This is a genomic window from Facklamia lactis (genome assembly GCF_015863205.1).
GTDB classification, from domain to species: domain Bacteria; phylum Bacillota; class Bacilli; order Lactobacillales; family Aerococcaceae; genus Facklamia; species Facklamia lactis.
The window spans coordinates 87,377-104,663 of sequence record NZ_JACBXQ010000002.1 but is presented as its reverse complement, the minus strand read 5'-3'; the positions used below and the strand labels follow the sequence as shown (position 1 = coordinate 104,663).

Sequence of the window (17,287 nt, the reverse complement as noted above, 5' to 3'; positions counted from 1 at the left end):
AAATGCTGAGAACATTACATAATTTAATGAAGACACTATGGAGAAGGATAATGAAAAGTTATCCCGTTAATTGCGTTAAGATTATAAAGGTAACAGTTGTTACAAATTTAGGTGGTACCACGTTTACACGTCCTATAGCGAAAGCTAGGACGTTTTTTTATTTAGGAGGATTTTTTATGATTCAAAAGATGAAAGGCACTGAGGATATACTACCTCAAGATATTTATCGTTGGCAATATGTAGAAGATTTAGCAAGGGATCTATTTGATCAATACCTATTTCGAGAGATCCGAACACCCTTTTTTGAGTCTTTTGATCTTTATTCTCGTTCAGTAGGAGATACGACCGATATTGTCTCTAAGGAAATGTATGATTTTTACGATAAAGGCGAGAGACACATCGCCTTACGACCTGAAGGGACAGCTGGGGTGGTGCGTTCATATATTGAAAACAAATTATTTGGACCAGAGCACAGCCAACCTTTGAAACTTTATTACATAGGTCCCATGTTTCGTTATGAGCGTCCACAAGCTGGAAGGCAAAGACAGTTTAATCAAATCGGTGTGGAAGTATTTGGTTCAGATAATCCTGCGACAGATGTAGAGGTTATTGCCTTGGCATGGCAGTTTTTTCAGGAATTAGGTTTAAAGAATCTCTCAATTCAAATCAATTCATTAGGTCGTGCAGAAGATCGTCAAGCCTATCGTCAGGCACTTATTGAATATTTTGAACCACACTTGATGGAATTAAGTGAAGATTCGCAGCGACGTCTTCATGAAAATCCTTTAAGAGTCTTAGATTCAAAAGATCAGAAAGATAAAGTACTTGTTAAGGAAGCGCCGAGTATTTTAGATTTTCTTTCTGAGGAAAGTAAGAAGCATTTTAGTGAAGTACAAGAGATGCTCACTTTGTTAGACATACCATATGTCGTTAATGATAAGGTGGTTCGAGGTTTAGATTATTATCAGGATACTATTTTTGAGATATTAGTGACAGATGATGCGATTGGTGCTCAATCGACGATTTGTGGTGGAGGGCGTTATAACGGCTTAGTAGAGCAACTGGGGGGTCCTCAAAAGTCTGCGTTTGGTTTTGGGATAGGTTTAGAGCGATTGATGATATTGATTGATAAACAAAAAATTGAGATTCCAACCTATGAACCTGTTGATGTGTATGTTTTGTGTCTTGGAGAAGAAGCTAATCAATTAGCTCAGGTATTAGTTCAGGCAGCTCGCCAAGAAGGATTAATTGCAGAAAGAGATTTTTTAGGCAGAAGTATGAAATCTCAATTTAAAACATCAGATAAACTTCAAGCAAAGTTAGTAATGACGGTTGGAGCGAAAGAAGTGACGCAAAAAATAATTAGGATTAAAAATCAAGAGACTGGTAAACAAACCAGTATGGAGCTTGAACAATTATTAAATGATTTTTCAGGAAATTTCCGCAAATTAACCGTTGATACAACAATAATTGATAAATATTTTAGAGGTGAAGAATAGTGGCAAAACGAACAGTATATTGTGGTTTAGTAAATGAAGAATTGGTAGGTCAACAGGTTACATTGAAAGGTTGGGTTCAAAAGAGACGTGATCTTGGGGGAGTTATTTTTGTTGACTTACGGGATCGTGAAGGAATATGTCAGGTAGTATTTAATGCGGCTAATTTGTCTAGTGAAGATTTTCATACTGCTGACCGACTTCGCTCAGAATATGTCATTGAAATAACAGGCAAGTTAGATTTTCGAGCTGAAGATCAGATAAATCCAAACATTAAGACGGGAAAATATGAAGTTTATGCAGAACAAATTATTCTCTACTCAAAAGCCAAAACACCTGTGATTTATATTGAAGATGATATAGAAATTGATGAAGAAGTTCGCTTGAAAAATCGGATGTTAGACTTACGCCGTCCAAAAGTACAAGCAAATATCCGTTTAAGACATACTGTCACTCAAACAATTCGTAATTTTCTAGACAAGGAAGGTTTTATTGACGTAGAGACTCCCATGTTAACCAAATCAACTCCGGAAGGAGCCCGTGATTATCTTGTTCCAACAAGAAAAGAAGCAGGGAAATTTTTTGCTTTACCTCAATCACCGCAATTATTTAAGCAATTATTAATGGGTGCAGGTTTTGATCGTTACTATCAAATTGTTAAATGTTTTCGTGATGAAGATTTACGAGGAGACCGTCAACCAGAGTTTACTCAGGTCGATATTGAAACGAGCTTTTTAAGTCAAGAAGAAATTCAGGCCGGGGCAGAAGCAATGTTGAAAGAAGTGGTGAAAGCTAGCCGAGGGATTGAAATCAATGAAGCATTTCCAACAATGACTTATGATCAAGCAATGGCAGAGTATGGATCAGATAAACCAGATATTCGTTTTGAAATGAAATTGATTGATCTTTCAGATTTTGCAATGACGACCGAATTTGGTGTGTTTAAAAATGCTGTAGCTAATGGTGGGCAAGTTAAGGCAATCAATTTAAAAGCCAAGGCCGATGAATATACGCGGAAAATAGCCGATGATTTGTTTAATATTGTTAAACCATATGGAGCTAAAGGCTTAGCGTGGACTAAAGTGCTGGAGGAAGGTTTCAATGGGCCTATCGCCAAGTTTATGTCTGAAGAAGATCAGGCAGTGATTAAAGAAAAGATGAATGCAGAGGTAGGGGATATACTCTTCTTTATGGCTGACCAAAAAGAAGTAGTTGCCGATTCATTAGGTGCATTGCGGGTGTATTTAGCTAAAAAGCATCAATTATATGATCCGGAAGAATTAGCATTTTTATGGGTGACAGATTGGCCATTATTTGAATATGATGAAGAAGCGGGAAGATATGTTGCGATGCATCATCCTTTTACTTCGCCACAAAATCCTGATCCAGAAATATTAAAAGCTGACCCTGCGAATGCGCGAGCAAATGCCTATGATATTGTCTTGAATGGCTATGAAATTGGCGGCGGTTCTTTAAGAATTCATACGAAAGATATGCAAGATCAAATGTTTGAATTATTAGGTTTTACTCCACAAGAAGCTGAAAAACAATTTGGTTTTTTATTGAATGCACTCGAATTCGGGTTTCCTCCACATGGTGGAATTGCTCTAGGTTTAGATCGTTTGGTGATGATTTTGGCTCAAGAACCAAATATCCGAGAAGTAATTGCTTTTCCTAAAACGGGACGAGGACAAGACTTATTAACGGATGCCCCAAGCTATGTGGCCAAAGATCAATTAGATGACCTTCATTTAATGGTTAGAATGCCTAAAAAAGATCTATAATTTAAATTTTACAAGAAACACCTTCGCAAGATAAATTTTATGAAGGTGTTTGAGTATTATTGAGAGCAATTTGACCATAAAATAATAATTGTGACGAATATCACATTTAGAATGTCGATACTTTTTGTTTGTAAGGTGATCAATTTAACGGAAGCGCTTTCCGGTCTGGGGTATAATGAATTCATAATATGAAGGAGGTAATAAGATGACAGAGAGCATACATGTTTTTTCTGAAATCGGACGTTTGAAGAAAGTATTACTGCATAGACCTGGTAAAGAATTAGAGAATTTAATGCCAGACTATTTGGATCGTTTACTTTTTGATGACATTCCTTACTTAGAAGAAGCCCAAGCAGAGCACGATGCTTTTGCTAAAGCTTTGGAAGATCAAGGGGTAGAAGTTGTTTACTTAGAAAAGTTAGCAGCTGAAGCTATTGATGCAGGGGATGTTAAAGAACAATTCATTACAGAATGGATTGAAGAATCAGGAATCGTTTCTGAAAACGTTAAAGCAATTGTTAAAGAAAAATTGATGGCGATGGATACTTTCGAAATGGTTTTAAAAACGATGGAAGGTTTCAAAAAATCAGAAATTAATACTGAACACTTAAATTCATTGGCTGACCTTTTAGAATCAGATTACCCATTATTGGTAGATCCAATGCCAAACTTATACTTTACTCGTGACCCATTTGCAACAATGGCTAACGGTGTAACAATCAACCATATGTATTCGGATACTCGTAACCGTGAAACTATTTATGGACACTATATCTTCACTTACCATCCAGAATATGGTGGAGATAAAGTAACTAAATACTATTCTCGCGATGAAGATACTCGTATCGAAGGTGGAGATGAATTAGTATTATCTAAAGATGTTCTTGCTGTTGGGGTTTCTCAGCGTACAGATGCTCGCTCAATCGAAAAAGTTGCGAAACGTTTATTTGAAGCAGGTGCATTCAAAGAAGTATTAGCTTTCTTAATCGATAATAATCGTAAATTTATGCACTTAGATACAGTATTTACAATGGTTGATTATGATAAATTCACTATTCATCCAGAAATCGAAGCTGGATTGCGTGTATTATCATTAAAACCAGGCGAAAACGGAGAAATCGTTATTGAAGAGAAAGATTCAACTAAATTAGCTGATGTATTAGCTGAAGCATTAGGAATCGAATCAGTAACATTAATTCCATGTGCTGGTGGAGAAATCGTGGGTGCTGCTCGTGAACAATGGAATGATGGATCTAACACTTTAACAATTGCACCAGGTGTTGTAGTCGTTTATGACCGTAACGTTATTACTAACCAATTGTTAGAAGACGCTGGATTACAATTAATCAAAGTTAAAGGCGGGGAATTAGTTCGCGGTCGTGGTGGCCCACGTTGTATGTCAATGCCATTAGTACGTGAAGATATCTAATTTTACTAAAATCAAAACAAAAAGGGGTTGGAAGAATGTTCCAAGGACGTAGTTTATTAAAAGAAGTAGATTTTACACCAGCAGAAATTGAATACTTAATCGACTTTAGTATTCATTTAAAAGATCTTAAAAAACGTAATATTCCACATGAATATTTAAAAGGTCAAAACATTTGTTTATTATTTGAAAAATCATCTACTCGTACACGTTCAGCATTTACGGTTGCTTGTAACGATTTAGGTGCTTATCCAGAATTCATGGGAGCAAATGATATTCAATTAGGTAAAAAAGAATCCGTAGAAGATTCTGCTAAAGTATTTGGAAGCATGTTTGATGGTATTGAATTCCGTGGTTTCAGCCAAGATCACGTGGAACAATTAGCTAAATATTCTGGTGTTCCGGTATGGAATGGTTTAACAGATGAATGGCATCCAACACAAATGATCGCTGACTTCATGACTATTAAAGAAGAATTCGGTAAATTAAAAGGATTAAAATTAGTTTACTGTGGTGATGGACGTAACAACATGGCTAACTCTTTAGTAGTGACAGGTTCTATGCTAGGTGTATCAGTTACAATTGCTTCTCCAGAAGAATTATTCCCTGAACAATCAGTGATTGATTATGCAGAGAAATTTGCTAAAGAATCTGGATCAACTGTTACTGTAACTTCTGATATTAAATCAGCTGTTAAAGATGCTGACGTTCTTTATACAGATGTTTGGGTATCAATGGGTGAAGAAGATAAGTTCGAAGAACGTATCAATCTTTTGAAACCATACCAAATTAATAAAGAATTAACTGATTTAATTGAAAATGAAAACTACATCTTCTTACACTGTTTACCAGCTTTCCATGATACTGAAACTAAATATGGTGCTGAAATGGCAGAAAAATTCGGCGTAAAAGAAATGGAAGTTACTGATGAAGTATTCCGTGATGAAAAACATGCTCGCCAATTTGAAGAAGCTGAAAACCGTATGCACTCAATCAAAGCGATTATGGCTGCTACAAACGGTAACTTATTTATCCCAAAAGTATAATAAAAAATTTAGAGTAGACATTTTATCCGGTTGTGGTCGTGAACTACGGCCGGATATTTGATATTTAAGGAGGAAAACAAAATGTCTGAGCCGAAGAAGAGAAAAATGCTTAATGCATTTACAATGTTATTTATTTTAACCGCTCTTGTGGCGGTATTAACTTGGTTAATTCCAGCTGGAATTTATCAAACTGATGCAGATGGAAACTTTATTGCAGGTACTTATGAAGCTGTCAAAAGAACTCCTCAAGGTATTTGGGACTTATTTTCTGCCCCAATACGAGGATTTCTAGGAACAGAGACTACACCGGGTGCTGTTGAAGTTGCTTTATTTATCCTTATGGTGGGTGGCTTCCTTGGAGTGGTAAATGAAACGGGAGCCATTGATTCTGGAATCGCTGCGATGATTAAAAATAGCAAAAATACCAATGTTTTAATATGGATTTTAATGGCAGTTTTTGCTCTTGGAGGATCTACTTATGGTATGGCTGAAGAGACCATGGCCTTCTATCCTTTATTGATTCCTTTAATGGTTGGAGTTGGAATGGATGCCTTAGTGGCAGTAGCTGTTGTTCTAGTGGGGTCAGGTTTAGGAGTTCTTTCTTCTACTGTCAATCCTTTTGCAACTGTGATTGCTTCTGATATGGCTGGAATCAGTACCGCTGATGGAATTGTGTTACGGGTGATCTTTTTAATTGTTACTTATATAATTGGAGCATTATATGTATCTAGATATGCCAATCGTGTGAAAGAAAATCCTAAAAATTCGTTGATTGCGGATCAAATAGAAGCTGATAAAGCAAAATGGTCTTCTAAAGAGGACATACCAGCACCTACTGGTAAACAAAAAATAGTATTATGGTTATTCGCTTTAACTTTTGTACTGATGATTTTGTCTCTGATTCCATGGGCTGACTTAAGAGAAAATTGGACTTTCTTTAACACGCTTAATGAACGGATTCTAGCTTTACCAGTCGTTGGTCATTTGATTGGGAAATCAATTCCTCCATTTGGTACTTGGTATTTAGTAGAAATCTCTGCCCTCTTCCTATTAATGTCAATTGTGATTGCTGCCTTCTATGGAATTAATGAAGGCCGCTTTGTGGAAGTTTTCCTTGAGGGTGTTAATGATCTTATTTCCGTAGCCTTAATTTGTGCGATTGCGCGTGGTATTCAAGTTGTAATGAATGATGGCCAAATTACAGCTACTGTTCTACACTGGGGAGAGCAAAGTCTTGCCGGATTATCCAAAGGAGTCTTTACGACTTTAACGTTCTTGTTCTATATTCCAATGTCATTCTTAATTCCTTCAACATCAGGTCTAGCTGCTGCTACAATGGGAATCATGGCTCCTTTAGGTCAGTTTGCTGGAGTTGCTGAGAGTATTATTGTTACCGCCTATCAAGCAGCCTGTGGTATCGTAAACTTGATTACTCCAACATCAGGTGTAGTAATGGGAGCTTTAGCAATTGCTAATATTGATTTAGGCGTTTGGTGGAAATTTATGCGTAATTTGATTATTATAGTATTTGTCTTATCGATTGTATTATTATTAGCAGGTGCATATCTAGGAATTTAGGAGGTAGAGGTAGTTCATGAATTACACTTTAACAAACCAAGTTCAAGAAGAAGCCATAAAGGCATTAGCAGATTGGATTGCTATTCCATCTGTTTTGGATGAGAATGATTCTAATACCCCTTTTGGACAACCCATTCAAGACATGTTGGAACAGGCGATAACAACATGTGAGTCACTAGGAATGAAAACTTTTATCGATCCAGATGGATACTATGGTTATGCTGAGATTGGTGAGGGCGAAGATTTATTTGGTGTATTATGCCATTTAGATGTTGTTCCAGCTGAAAATGAGAATGACTGGAGCTATCCACCCTTTGAATTAACCGTTGAAAAGGACGCCCTGTATGGGCGGGGGAGCCAAGATGATAAAGGACCAAGTATCGCTGCTTTGTATGCCCTAAAGGCTTTGTTAGATCAAGGCTATCAATTGAATCAGAGAGTTAGATTTATCTTTGGAACGGATGAAGAAACTTTATGGCGTTGTATGGATAAATACAATGAAAAAGAAGAAGCAGTGACAATGGGGATTGTGCCAGACTCAGCATTTCCGCTAACATATGCAGAAAAGGGATTACTTCAGTTGCATATTACGGGACCTGGATCAAATGATTTTACGTTAAATAATAAAGGTGCATTGAACGTGGTTCCTGCGAAAGCAGAGTATGAAGGTCAAGATGTTGAACAAGTTTATGACTATCTTGAAAATTCTCATTACCAAGTTGATAAAGAAGGTAATAAAGTGATCGTTCATGGGAAATCTGTGCACTCTAAAGATGCAGATCAAGGTGATAATGCACTTGTCCATCTAATAGAAGCTTTAAGTGAAAGGTTTGATCATCCAGTTCTTGACTTTGTTAAGAAGAATTTTGTCAATGATGTGCATGGACAAAATATCTTTGGTTTGATTGAGGATGAGCCTTCAGGGAAATTGACTTGTAATGTTGCAAGTTTAGAAGTGAATAATCAAACTTCTAAATTAGCAATGGATTTAAGAATTCCAGTAACGGCTGATAAAGAAGAGTTAGTGAAGACACTCTGTCAGTCTCTTGAAGGATCGGAATTGAAGTATGAAGAGTTTGATTATTTGGCCTCACTTTATGTTCCTCTAGATTCTGAATTAATTACGACATTATTAAGGGTATATCGTGATTTAACAGGGGACATGACAGAGCCGATTTCTTCAGGTGGAGCCACTTTTGCTAGAACAATGAAAAATTGTGTGGCATTTGGAGCGCTTCAAGAAGGTGTAGCAGATACTATGCATCAAGTAGATGAAAAGATGCCGCTAGTAAATTTCTATGAAACAATGGAAATATATGCCCATGCCTTAAAGGCTTTAGTAACGAAATCATAAGGAAAGGAAGTAATTTATGACAAAACGTAAAATAGTGGTAGCATTAGGAGGAAATGCAATTCTATCCTCTGATCCAACTGCCGAAGCACAAAAAGAAGCATTGAAACAGACAGCATCACATCTTGTAAAATTAATTCAAAATGGTGATGAATTAATTATTACTCATGGGAATGGACCTCAAGTTGGGAATTTATTATTACAGAATATCGCAGCTGATTCAGAGAAAAACCCAGCATTTCCACTTGATTCTCTAGTAGCAATGACAGAAGGAAGTATTGGCTACTGGTTACAAAACGCGATGCAAAATGAATTGGCTAAATTAAACATCGATAAGTCAGTAGTTAGTTTAGTTAGCCAAGTGATTGTGGATAAAGCTGATCCTGCTTTTGAGAATCTTTCAAAACCAATTGGACCGTTTTATACGGAAGAAGAAGCTAAAAAGCAAATGGAAGAAAGTCAAGTAACCTTTAAGGAAGATGCAGGACGTGGTTGGCGAAAAGTAGTAGCCTCTCCAAAACCGGTTGCAATTAAGGAAATCGACTCCATCTCAGCATTAGTAGAAGCAGGCCATGTTGTGGTGGCTACTGGTGGTGGCGGTGTACCTGTGATTGAAGAAGATGGGAAGTTAATAGGAGTTGAGGCCGTTATTGATAAAGATTTTGCTTCTCAGAAACTAGCTAATGATTTGGGAGCAGATATGTTTATTGTCTTAACTGGTGTTGACTATGTGTTTGTTAATTATAATAAGCCGAACCAAGAAAAGTTAGAAAATGTTAAAGTTTCTGATTTGAAAAAATATATTGAAGAAGAACAGTTCGCGCCTGGTTCTATGTTACCTAAAGTTGAAGCGGTAATAAACTTTGTAGAAAATAGTCCAGAAGGAAAAGCGGTTATTACTTCATTAGAAAACTTACAAGCATTGATTGAAGAAAATGCAGGAACAATTGTTGAAAAATAACATTTGATTCCTTTTCTTTTCCAAGGTATAATGAATAAAATTAATAATTAAACGAAATGAGAAAGAGTAGACAATGGAAAGGTCTTTAGCAAGTCGGGATGATGGGAGCCGATGATACAACCATGGTTGAAGCGCATTCTTATATTGGGTAGATGAAATCACTAGTAGTTTACCACGTCAACAACACGTTATCGTTGCAGAGATTGTACAAAAATTGTGCAATGAATTAGAGTGGTACCGTGTATGTTAATACGCCTCTAGAACATCGTTCTAGGGGCTGTTTTTTTATGAAAAAAAGGAGAGAAAATCATGTCAGTAAAAGATTTAATTATAGAGAGTTTGTATGCCCAATTGTCAGAGCATTTATCTAAAGAAGAAATTGATAAATTGATTGAAAAACCAAGTAATAGTGAATATGGAGACTATGCGTTTCCGGTATTTACCTTAGCCAAAATTTATCGTATGGCACCTAATTTAATAGCAGAGAAAGTAGCAGCAGAAATTGATTCTAATTTGTTTGAAAAAATCAATGTAGTAGGAGCTTATATTAATTTCTTTATTAAAAGAGAAGAACATGCTCAAAATGTTATTGCGGAAATTATCGAAAAAGGACAAGATTATGGTAGAACAGATATCGGAAAGAATGGGAATGTTCCGATCGATATGTCTTCACCTAATATTGCTAAGCCTATGTCGATGGGACATCTTCGTTCAACAGTACTTGGAGAATCCATTGCCCTCATCTTAGAAAAGATAAATTATAAACCAATTCGGATTAATCATCTTGGCGACTGGGGAACTCAATTTGGAAAGTTGATTGTTGCTTATAAGGGTTGGGGAGATGAAGAGACTGTTAAGTCAGATCCAGTCAATGAATTAGTTAAATTATATGTTGATTTTCACGAGAAAGCTGAAGAGAACCCTGAGCTAGATGATCAAGCTCGTCAAGCCTTTAAAAAGTTGGAAGATGGAGATCCAGAATATACTGAACTATGGAATTGGTTCAAAGAAGAATCAATTAATGAATTTAAACGCGTTTACCAACTCTTAAATATTAATTTCGATTACTATACAGGTGAATCGTTCTATAATGATAAGATGGGAGAAATTTTAGATTTATTAGAGGAGAAGAAAATATCTAAGATTGAGCAGGGAGCGACAATTGTTGACTTAAGTAAATATGATTTACCAGTAGCTTTAATCAAAAAATCTGATGGCGCTACACTTTATCTTACTCGTGATTTAGCCACTGCCTATTATCGTAAGCGTACTTTTGATTTTGTCAAAAGTTTGTATGTTGTTGGGAATGAGCAAAGCGATCATTTTAAACAGTTGAAGGCTGTCTTAAAAGAATTAGGGAATGAGTGGTCAGATGATATGCACCATATTCCATTCGGTTTGATTACGTTAAACGGTAAGAAATTATCGACTCGTAAAGGTAAAATTGTCCTTTTAGAAAAAGTTTTATTAGAGGCGATTGAAATAGCGGATAAGCAAATTACCGCTAAGAATCCAGATATTGAGAATAAAGATGAAATTGCTAAACAAGTAGGGGTTGGTGCGGTTGTCTTCCATGATTTAAAATCAGACCGTCAAAATACGTTTGATTTTAATTTGAATGATATTGTCCAATTTGAAGGAGAGACAGGTCCGTATATTCAATATACTTATGCTCGTTTGAATACAATTTTAAGAAAATACGGCAAAGAAGTAGCTACAGATCATCCATATCGCTTGAATGATGAACATAGTTGGGAAATTGTGAAATTATTACAACAATATCCTGAAGTTATCATTCGGGCAGCAGAACAATTTGAGCCTTCAGTAATTGCGAAGTACGCTATTTCTCTAGCGCAGTTATCTAATAAATATTACGCTAAAGTTAGAATTTTAGATGAGAATGAAGAGTTAGAATCTAGAATTCAATTAGTTAAAGCTATTACAATTGTTTTAAAAGATGCTTTAAGTTTATTAGGAATTGCTGCGCCTGAAAAAATGTAAATTTATTTATTAATCATACTAAATTGCAAAGAGAATTGAAAGATGAGATAATGAAAAAAATATTATCGTGATAGAGAAGGAATCTTTCAATTCTTAATAGGCATTATTTAAGTTTCCTTTCTATACAAGATAATTATTGGATCCAGTTCAGTAAATTTTTGATAGAAGGGAGATTTTATGGTCAATCGTGATATTGAAGGTTACATTGAACAATTGTATACTTATGATTTTTTTTCGCGTTTAACGATCGAAGAAGCCAATGAAATAACGGCTTCAGCTTTATTCCATCATATTCCCAAGGGACAAATTATTTTCTTTCGGGAAGATCCAATTATTTATAGTTATTTCCTCTTTAAGGGATTAGTTCGTTTAGAGAGAGCTGATCAAAGTGGGGAATATCGATACTTAGATTATGTTGCTGAGGAAAGCTTTTTTCCATATGGAGAATTCTTCTTTAAAGATCATCATATTTATGATGCTTTTGCTGCAACTGATTTGGATATTATTTTTATTCCTAAGAAGATAATAGAGAGTATTATCTTTAATAATTCTGAACAATTAAAGTATATGTATCAGAATCTAGCAAGTATCCAATACTTCTTAGAAAAGCGCGTTCAAATGACAGCTGTTTCGAGCGCAAGTATTCGAGTGATACAGACGCTGGCGATTTGGATGTATGATATGGGAAAACGAATGGGAGATTATATGATTATCCCGCATCCTTTAACAATTATGGAATTGGCGATTGTAGCTGGAACAACTCGTGAGACAGCAGGAAGAGTCGTCAAAGAATTAAATTTATCTGGTAAAATAACCTTTACCAGACAAAAGATTATTTTTCATGATTGGAAATATTTTGATAATTTGCTTGAATAATAGCAATAAAAAAGACTAGAATTTTTTCTAGTCTTTTTTTGATGCCTAAATACGCATAATGCTAAATATTTAGTGAAACTAAAGAATAAAAAGATTCCTTCTCTTTACATCATACTAAAATGATTATTCGAAATTGTAAACGTTTAAACATTAATTAATAATGAGAATAGTAAGTATTCAGGGAATGAATAAAAATCTAAGTAAAAACGGATAAACTATCTGTAAGCGTTATCAATTTGTGGTGTGGGGGTGCTTTATGAAAGAACTTAATAAAGGACGGATCGGCCTCTTAATTATGGCCATGATATGGGGGTCAAGTTTTGCTTTTAACGAGTTAGCAATGCAGTCCTTTACTCCATACCAACTATTAGCGCTGAGGTATTCGATTGCGGCTCTCTGTTTACTAGTTATTTTTAGAACAAAAATTTTATCAGCTCCTTTTTTAGTAATCAAAAAAGGTGTTTTATTAGGAATTGTTTTGTATTTGGCTTATATATTTCAAACGGTTGGCTTATTTTATACTAGTCCCACTAAGAATGCATTTCTGACAGCTTTCAATGTGATTTTAGTTCCTTTTTTAGCGGCTACAGTCATGAAAAGAAAAATTAAAAGTTATGATTATTTGGGGGCAATAGTAACCCTAGTTGGGATTGGTGTTATGTCGATGACTAGCCGGTTAGCTGCTTTTAATCTCGGGGATTTGTTGACGTTAATTTCTGCTTTCTTTTTCGCTTGGCAAATTTTGTTTTCCGATATGTTTGCGAAACAAGAAGATCCGCTGGTGATCAATTCGATTCAGATGATTACGGCAGCATTTTTGGCGAATGTAGTAGCTTTGATCGAAGGTCAAACATTCGATTTTTCTAACCATCAGTCAAATATGACTGTCATTTATTTAGCAGTATTTTGTACAATGATTGCTTTTTTACTACAAACTTATTCACAACAATTTACATCTGAAACTGAGGCAGTCTTAATTATGTCGTTGGAATCGATTTTTGGAATGTTTTTTTCAATTTTGATTGTAAAGGACTATCCAACTATCAGAACTTTAATCGGGGCGATGTTGATTATTGGAGGTGTCTTGATTGTTGAATTAGTTCCACTTGCAAGAAAGAATAAAGTGTTCATAAAAGAAAGTAAAGGGGGAAAGTAGGATTGGTTGGTGTGTTGCTAGATCAAAATTAAAGGAGAATTAAATGAAAACAAAAGAGAATTACAGCCCTTCAGAAGCTGCTAAGTTTGGTTTAGGAGGGGCGATATTATACGGAATAAATGTTGTCCTTGGAAGTGGTATCTTACTATTACCTAAAACAATTTATGCTGATTTAGGACCAGCTTCAATTATTGCTATGGCTTTATGTACGGGACTGGTATTTCTATTAGCCTTATGTTTTGCTGAAGTTGCGGGATATTTTGATAAGAATGGAGGCGCTTATCAATATGCCAGGGCCAGCTTTGGAGAGAAGACAGCATTTGTAATAGGAATCTTATCTTGGTTTACAGTCACTGTAGTTTGGTCTGCTTCGGCTAGTGGATTGTCAGAAATTTTAGGGGTCACTTTTCCGGTTTTAGCACCTTTTACAACCCCATTAGCTGTTCTTATCATTATCTTTTTGACTTTTATTAATCTAGCTGGCATTAAAACCGTTAAGATTTTTACAATTACAGTCACTATTGCGAAAGTTGTTCCTATGGTATTGGTTGGTGTAATTGGAATTTTCTTTATTCGTGGAGGATTTCAAGCAGGTAATTGGACACCTTTTGTTCAAACAGCAGAAGGTTCTTCAGTAGCCAAAGCAATGGCCAGTACAGCGATGACAGTCTTTTATGCCTTTGTCGGTTTTGAATCTCTACCAATAGTAGCAGGGGAAATAAGAAATGCTAAGAAAAATGTTCCTATTGCTATTATTGTATCTTTACTGATTACTTCAAGTATTTATATTTTATTGATTGCTACTTCTATTTCTATGTTAGGACCGAATTTATTAGATTCATCGGCACCTATTCAAGAAGCTTTTGCAAAAATTGTAGGACCTTGGGGTTATTGGTTCGTTGCGATATCCGCTATTGTTTCTCTTGCAGGATTAAATGTTGGAGATTCTACTCATAGTCCTCGAATGTTGGAAGCAATCGCAGATAGTGGAGCCTTGCCTGAAATCATTGCTTATAAAGATAAAAACGGAACACCAAAAGTTGCAATTATTATAACGGCAATTGTAGCTGCTCTTTTTGCTTTGACGGGCTCATTTGAAGTGCTAGCAAGTTTAAGTGTGGTGTTCTACTTTTTCCAATATATTCCAACTTGTTACTCTGTATTAGTTTTACGTAAGAAATTGCCAGGTGTTAAAGATCAATATCGTGTTCCTGGGGGAATGATTATTCCTATCTTGGCAATAGGCGTTAGTCTATGGATGATCTTAGCAGATTCTTTAAATAATGTGTTGATCGCTATAGTAGGAATTATCATTGCTGTCATCGTTTATTATTTATTGCAAATGATTAAGCATAAGCGACAGAATCAAAGGGAATTGAATGCTGACTATTCCGAATCTGAATAGTTACACAAAATGAAAGCGCTATAATGAGCTTAAAGGGGGGCGAAAAGATGGTGCAACCTTGCATCGTGACGGATACTGTGAAATTAAGACATAATCTTGAGTACTTATCAAAAAAATTGCAAAAAAATGGAATTGCGATCGCTGCGGTAACAAAGGTTTTTAGTGCACATCCTAAATTGGTGTCTATCTATAATGAAATAGAGGAAATAGCCTTTTTAGCAGATTCAAGAATAACTAATTTAAAATCATATCCTAACAATTTAACAAAAGAAAAAATGTTGTTAAGAATTCCGATGTTAAGTGAAGCGGAGGAGGTCGTGCGATTTGCAGATATCAGTTTAAATTCTGAGATAGAAACCATTCGACGCTTAGATCAAAAAGCAAGTGAATTAGGAAAAGTGCATCAAATTATTTTGATGCTAGACCTGGGTGATCTTCGTGAAGGTATCTTTAGCTCAAGTCAATTGATGGAATATATAGAAGAAATATTGAAGATGGAAGCTGTTTCGTTAGTAGGTTTAGGGGTTAACCTTACCTGCTATGGAGCGATTATACCTGAACCTGTTACTTTGCAAAAACTAGTTGATTATAAACAAGAAGTGAAAAAACGTTTTTCTTATGATCTTAAATTAATTTCAGGTGGAAATTCTAGCTCATTATATTTACTTGATCAAGCAGAAGGAATCCCAGAAGGTATTAATTTGCTGAGAATTGGTGAGGCTTTTGTTTTAGGTGTTGAAACGGCCTTTGGCAGAAGGATAGCAGAGATGTATCAGAATGTTTTTACTTTAAAAGCTGAAATTATTGAATATAAAGATAAACCTTCTTTACCGATTGGAAATAGTGGTCAAGATGCTTTCGGGGAAAAGCCTGTGTTCGAAGATAAAGGTGAAATGCGGAGAGGGATTCTTGCTATAGGACGACAAGATATTAGTCACCAGAATATGATACCAAGAGACAGTCGACTCCAAATTATTGGGAGTTCCTCTGACCATACGATTATCGATTTTACTAATGCAAAAGAGGATTATCAGATAGGAGGAATGGTTGAATTTGATGTAACTTATGGTGGATTATTGTCATGTTTTACTAGTCAATATGTAGATAAAAAATTTATTTAAAAAATAGGAGGAAGTATATATGGAAAATGTAAAAGTAGTAATTTGGGGAATTGGGGCAATGGGTTCAGGTGTAGCGAAAACTTTATTGAAGAAAAAAGGTGTCGATATTGTAGGGGCGATTGATATTGGGGATAAAGTTGGAAAGCCTCTTTTTGAAGTGTTAGGAGAAGAATTCCCTGAAAAAGAAAATATCAAAGTAGGAACAGTGGAAGAATATATCAAACCTGAGTATGCAGATATTGTGGTGCTTTGTACTGATTCTTTTGTGGAAAGTTCTTTTGATAAGATTAAAAAAATTATTGAAAATAAAATGAATGTCATTTCGAGTGCTGAAGAAATGGCTTATCCAAAAGCTCAGAGTCCGGAATTAACTGAGCAGTTAGACCAGTTGGCAAAAGAAAACGATGTGACTGTTTTGGGAACCGGGATTAACCCAGGACATATTATGGATCTATTAGTATTAGTCATGACAGGAGCATTAGTTGATGTGAAACAAATTACGTCTCGTCGTGTTAATTCACTTTCTCCATTTGGTCCGGCCGTTATGGAGGAACAAGGGATTGGAATTAGTGTTGAGGAGTTTGAAGAGCGTAAGGCAGCTGGTAAGATGTCAGGACATGTTGGATTTGCAGAGTCCGTTCAAATGATGGCAGATGCACTAGGAGTGGAATTAGAACATTTTGAAACAGGAATGGAAGCTATTGTAACAGATGTAGATCGGAAATCTCCTTATGGAGAAGCTAAAGCAGGCTCAGTAGCAGGAGTGGCAATGACTGCTAAGGGGATGGTAAACGGGGAAGAATTCTTTACAATGGATCATCCTCAACAGATTGAACCAGAACAAGTGGGAATTGATACAGGAGACTACGTTATTATTGATGGAACACCTAAGGTAAATATGGTTAATTCACCTGAAATTGAAGGTGGTTTAGGAACAATTGCAATGTTAGTTAATATGATTCCGAAAGTTATTAACTCAGAAGCAGGGGTAGTGACAATGATCGACTTACCAATTCCACATGCAATCTTAGGAGATTTTAGAGAACAAATAAAAGAAAATAAAAAAATTGTTAAATAACTATTTAA

13 protein-coding genes and 1 other annotated feature (1 of these 14 only partly in view) are annotated in these 17,287 nt (G+C 35.7%); all 13 genes read left to right on the top strand.

Annotated elements, in window-relative coordinates:
* Positions 1–138, top strand: a binding site (T-box leader); it begins 51 nt to the left of the window's first position.
* 38 nt (positions 139–176) lie between these two features.
* Positions 177–1,499 carry a histidine--tRNA ligase gene (gene hisS, locus HZY91_RS03390; protein WP_197114817.1) on the top strand — a complete coding sequence of 441 codons (1,323 nt, stop codon included), beginning with the start codon at positions 177–179 and terminating at the stop codon, positions 1,497–1,499.
* The gene (gene aspS / locus HZY91_RS03385) at positions 1,499–3,280 is read left to right on the top strand and encodes an aspartate--tRNA ligase (protein ID WP_197114815.1); all 1,782 of its coding nucleotides are present in this window, start codon (positions 1,499–1,501) and stop codon (positions 3,278–3,280) included. The genes hisS and aspS overlap by 1 nt, the downstream gene beginning before the upstream one ends.
* A 205-nt stretch (positions 3,281–3,485) precedes the next feature.
* Positions 3,486–4,709: an arginine deiminase gene (arcA, locus tag HZY91_RS03380; RefSeq protein WP_197114813.1), complete on the top strand. Its 1,224-nt coding sequence runs from the start codon at positions 3,486–3,488 to the stop codon at positions 4,707–4,709.
* Positions 4,710–4,744: 35 nt separating this feature from the next.
* Positions 4,745–5,752, top strand: a complete 1,008-nt coding sequence (gene argF, locus HZY91_RS03375; protein ID WP_197114811.1) for an ornithine carbamoyltransferase — start codon at positions 4,745–4,747, stop codon at positions 5,750–5,752.
* 81 nt (positions 5,753–5,833) lie between these two features.
* Complete coding sequence (locus HZY91_RS03370; RefSeq protein WP_197114809.1) at positions 5,834–7,330, top strand: YfcC family protein; 1,497 nt, start codon at positions 5,834–5,836, stop codon at positions 7,328–7,330.
* 16 nt (positions 7,331–7,346) lie between these two features.
* Positions 7,347–8,684, top strand: coding sequence for a M20 family metallopeptidase (locus HZY91_RS03365; protein ID WP_197114807.1), 1,338 nt, complete (start codon positions 7,347–7,349; stop codon positions 8,682–8,684).
* 16 nt (positions 8,685–8,700) lie between these two features.
* Complete coding sequence (gene arcC / locus HZY91_RS03360) at positions 8,701–9,642, top strand: carbamate kinase (protein ID WP_197114805.1); 942 nt, start codon at positions 8,701–8,703, stop codon at positions 9,640–9,642.
* A 309-nt stretch (positions 9,643–9,951) separates the two neighbouring features.
* Entirely contained in the window at positions 9,952–11,643 is a 1,692-nt protein-coding gene (gene argS / locus HZY91_RS03355; RefSeq protein ID WP_197114796.1) for an arginine--tRNA ligase, read from the top strand.
* A gap of 177 nt (positions 11,644–11,820) precedes the next feature.
* Positions 11,821–12,519: a Crp/Fnr family transcriptional regulator gene (locus tag HZY91_RS03350; protein WP_197114794.1), complete on the top strand. Its 699-nt coding sequence runs from the start codon at positions 11,821–11,823 to the stop codon at positions 12,517–12,519.
* 256 nt (positions 12,520–12,775) lie between these two features.
* On the top strand, positions 12,776–13,675 hold the full coding sequence (locus HZY91_RS03345) for a DMT family transporter (RefSeq protein WP_197114789.1): 900 nt from the start codon (positions 12,776–12,778) through the stop codon (positions 13,673–13,675).
* A 43-nt stretch (positions 13,676–13,718) separates the two neighbouring features.
* On the top strand, positions 13,719–15,080 hold the full coding sequence (locus HZY91_RS03340) for an APC family permease (RefSeq protein WP_197114788.1): 1,362 nt from the start codon (positions 13,719–13,721) through the stop codon (positions 15,078–15,080).
* A 47-nt stretch (positions 15,081–15,127) separates the two neighbouring features.
* Positions 15,128–16,201, top strand: a complete 1,074-nt coding sequence (gene orr, locus HZY91_RS03335) for an ornithine racemase Orr (protein ID WP_197114787.1) — start codon at positions 15,128–15,130, stop codon at positions 16,199–16,201.
* Between the two features lie 19 nt (positions 16,202–16,220).
* A complete protein-coding gene (gene ord, locus HZY91_RS03330) occupies positions 16,221–17,279 on the top strand; it encodes a 2,4-diaminopentanoate dehydrogenase (RefSeq protein ID WP_197114786.1) in 1,059 nt (352 codons plus the stop codon).
* Positions 17,280–17,287: the final 8 nt, after the last annotated feature.